This is a genomic window from Azospirillum sp., assembly GCF_035627195.1.
GTDB lineage: Bacteria > Pseudomonadota > Alphaproteobacteria > Azospirillales > Azospirillaceae > Azospirillum.
The window spans coordinates 1-3,893 of record NZ_DASPMG010000373.1 but is presented as its reverse complement, the minus strand read 5'-3'; the positions used below and the strand labels follow the sequence as shown (position 1 = coordinate 3,893).

Annotated in this window: 3 protein-coding genes; all 3 read right to left on the bottom strand. The window is 71.3% G+C overall.

Translation table 11 applies throughout. The annotated features are described in order from the left end of the window. The coding region (locus VED21_RS32695; RefSeq protein WP_324890027.1) for a translation initiation factor IF-2 N-terminal domain-containing protein at positions 1-1,708 on the bottom strand (1,708 nt) is incomplete at its 3' end. 21 nt (positions 1,709-1,729) lie between these two features. Continuing rightward, positions 1,730-2,389: an RNA-binding protein gene (locus tag VED21_RS32690; protein WP_324890025.1), complete on the bottom strand. Its 660-nt coding sequence runs from the start codon at positions 2,387-2,389 to the stop codon at positions 1,730-1,732. Positions 2,390-2,470: 81 nt separating this feature from the next. Next, positions 2,471-3,893: transcription termination factor NusA (nusA, locus tag VED21_RS32685; protein WP_324890023.1), on the bottom strand; the 1,423-nt coding region annotated here is incomplete at its 5' end.

The following is a 3,893-nucleotide window of genomic DNA, read 5'->3' as shown; positions in this document are numbered from 1 at the left end:
TCTTGGCCTTGGCCGAGACTTCCACGGTCTGGATGTCGCCGCCCATCTCCTCGACCACCAGCTCGTGCTGGAGCAGCTCCTGGCGGACGCGGTCCGGCTTGGCGTCGGGCAGGTCGATCTTGTTGATCGCGACGATGATCGGAACCTTCGCCGCCTTGGCGTGGTGGATCGCCTCGATGGTCTGCGGCATGACGCCGTCGTTGGCGGCGACCACCAGCACGACCACGTCGGTGACGTTGGCGCCGCGGGCACGCATCTCGGTGAAGGCGGCGTGGCCCGGCGTGTCGATGAAGGTGATCTTCGCACCCGACTCCAGCTGCACCTGATAGGCGCCGATGTGCTGGGTGATGCCGCCGGCCTCGCGGCTGACCACGTCGGTCTGGCGTAGCGCGTCCAGCAGCGAGGTCTTGCCGTGGTCGACGTGGCCCATGATGGTGACGACCGGGGGACGCGGCACCAGCGCGTCGGCCACGTCGTCCACGCCGCGCAGGCCCAGCTCGACGTCGGCCTCCGAGACGCGGCGCACGCGGTGGCCGAACTCGCTGATGATCAGCTCCGCCGTGTCGGCGTCGATGGTCTGGTTGATGGTCGCCATGACGCCCATGCGCATCAGCGCCTTGATGACGTCCGCACCGCGCTCGGCCATGCGGTTGGCGAGTTCCTGGACCGTGATCACTTCCGGCAGCACGACGTCGCGGGTCACCTTCTGGGTCTCCTGACGCGACAGCTGACGCAGCCGCTCTTTCTCACGCGCACGGCGCACCGCGGCGAGCGAGCGGGTGCGTTCACCCCCCTCGTCGCTGAGCGCCTGGGACACCGTCATCTTGGCGCCGCCGCGACGGCGGTCGGCACCGGGGCCGGCGCCGCCGGGCTTGCGGGCCGGCGCGGCCGGGGCCTTGGCCGGGCCCTTGCCGGGACGGCCGCGGCCGCGACCACCCTCGTCCTCGTCGTCGTCGACGCGGGCGGGAGGGGCACCGCCGATCGGCGGACGGGCGGACGGCGCCTCGGTGGTGGTGTTGGCCGGACGGGCGGTGGGGGCGGGACGCGCGCCCTGGACGCCGCGGTCGTCGGTGCGGCGCTCCTCGCCGCGACGGGCGGCCGGCTCGGGCCGGCGGGCCTCCTCGGCTTCCTTGCGCTTGGCCTCTTCCTCCTTGCGGCGGCGTTCGGCCTCCTCGGCGATGCGGCGCTCCTCCTCCTGGATGCGGCGCAGCTCGTCCATCTCGCGCTGGCGCAGCGTCTCGGCGTCGAGGATCTCGGGCTCCGGCGCGGGCGCCGGCTCCTGGACCACCTCGACGGCGCCGGTCTCCAGCTCGTCCTCGTAGTCGTCTTCGACCTCGGTGCGGCGGGTCTCCGCCTCGAGGATGGCGCCGCGCAGCGCGCGTTCACGCGCCTCGCGCTCCTCGCGGGTCAGCTGGCGCACGGCGCCGCCGCCGCCGCCGCGCTGCGGGCGTCCGCCCGAGCCGCGCACGGGCAGCCCCTGCGCCGCCTGGCGCGCCGCGGCGCCGCCGTCGGCGATGCCGGGCACGGCACCCTTCTCGACGGTGCGCTTGCGCTTGACCTCGACGGTCACGGTCTTCGAGCGGCCATGGGAGAAGCTCTGCCGGACCGTGGTGTCGACCGGCTTCTTCAACTCCAGCTTTCCCTTGTTCGAGGTGCCGGCGTTGAGGTGCAAGACTTTCTTGTGGTCCTGGTCGTTGCTGTCGGTCATCGGATCCGGATAGTTAGAACGTTACCCCTGGCCCGCCGGCCCCGCGCCGGCGACAAAGCCCCTTATGCCCTGCAGCCGGGCCGCATCGCGGGCCAGCCCATCGGCGAGTTTGCCGCGCGCCATAACGGCATGCACGGCGTGGTCCCGGCCGAGCGCGGCGGCCATGGCCGCCGAGTCGAACAGGTCCACGATCGGCAGGTGCGGCGCCAGCGCGGCGATCTTGCCGCGCTGATCCGCCGAACCGTCGGATGCTTCAAGAAGAAGGCCGGGCGCGCCGCCGCGGCCGACACGGCCGGTCTTCAGCGCCTCGCGCACCTTCTCGTAACCGGCGACGGACTGCCCGGCCTTGCGCGCCAGCCCGATCTGGTCGAGGCAGCGGCGCTCCAGCAGGCGTTCCAGCCGTTCGCCCAGGTCCGGCGCGGCGCGGACGGCGCGGCGCGCGGCCTTGGAAAAGATGTTCTTGGAAACGGCCTTGTCCAGCGCGGCGCGGTCGGCCGTCAGCCACAGGCCGCGGCCGGGCAGGCGCTCCTCCAGGTCGGGCACGACCGTGGCGTCGGGAGCGACGACGAAGCGGATCATGCCTTCCTTGGGCTGAACGGCGCCCGTGACGACGCAACGGCGCAGCGGGCCCCGCTCCTCAGCGGGGTCCGGCGCCGCGCACGCCTCGGGGGCGTCCGTCACTGCTGCGTCCTTCAGACCTACCATCCGTTCCGTAACCGTCCGTCTTCTCTAAGAACCGTTGCTCGACCGAGGTGCCGCGGGTCATTCCGCGGCAGGCTGCTGGCCGCCGGCCGCCGGCTGCTGCGGGGCACCGCCCTCGCTTTCGAACCAGTGGGCGCGGGCCGCCATGATGATCTCGTTCGCCTCCTCTTCCGAGGGGGCGTCCTTGCCGAGGATCTCGCGCAACTCGTCGGCGGCGAGGTCGGCCAGGTCGTCCATCGTCTTGACGCCGTTCTCGCCGAGCCTGACGAGCATCGACGGCGGCAGGCCGCACAGCTCCGCCACGTCGTCGCCGACGCCCAGCTCGCGCCGCCGCTCGGTCATGGAAGCGTCCTGCTCCTCGAGGAAGCTCAGCGCGCGCTGCTTCAGCTCGGCCGCGACGTCCTCGTCGAAGCCTTCGATCTCCGCCAGCTCCTCGGTGTCGACGAAGGCGATCTCCTCGACCGTGGTGAAGCCTTCGGCGACCAGAAGATGGGCGATCACGTCGTCCACGTCCAGCGCGTCGATGAACAGCTGCGAGCGGGTGCGGAATTCCTCCGAGCGGCGCTCGGACTCCTCCGCCTCCGTCATGATGTCGATGTCCCAGCCGGTGAGCATCGTGGCGAGGCGCACGTTCTGGCCGCGGCGGCCGATGGCCAGCGACAGCTGGTCGTCCGGCACCACCACCTCGATGCGGTTGTTCTCCTCATCCAGAACGACCTTGGCCACCTCGGCCGGGGCCAGCGCGTTGACCACGAAGGTCGCGGCGTCGTTGTTCCAGGGGATGATGTCGATCTTCTCGCCCTGCAGCTCGCCGACCACCGCCTGGACGCGGCTGCCGCGCATGCCGACGCAGGCACCGACCGGATCGATGGAGCTGTCGTGGCTGAGCACGGCGATCTTGGCGCGCGAGCCGGGGTCGCGGGCGACCGCCTTGATCTCGATGATGCCGTCGTAGATCTCCGGCACTTCCTGGGCGAACAGCTTGGCCATGAACATGGGGTGCGTGCGCGACAGGAAGATCTGCGGCCCGCGCGCTTCCTCGCGCACGTCGTAGATGTAGGCGCGCACGCGGTCGCCGTTCTTGAAGTGCTCTCTAGGCAGCAGCTCGTCGCGGCGCAGGATCGCCTCGGCGCGGCCAAGGTCGACGGTGACGTTGCCGTACTCGACGCGCTTGACCAGGCCGTTGACGACCTCGCCGATGCGGTCCTTGTACTCGTTGAACTGGCGCTTGCGCTCGGCGTCGCGGACCTTCTGGACGATCACCTGCTTGGCGGTCTGGGCGGCGATGCGGCCGAAGTCGATGGGCGGCAGCGGGTCGACGATCCAGTCGCCGGGCTTGGCATCCGGCTTGCGGCGCTGGGCGTAGGCGAGGCCGACCTGCGTCGCCTCGTTCTCCACCGTCTCCACGACCTCGAGGTAGCGGGCGAGGTGGATGTCGCCCGTCTTGCGGTCGATGCGGGCGCGGATGTCGTGCTCGTGGCCG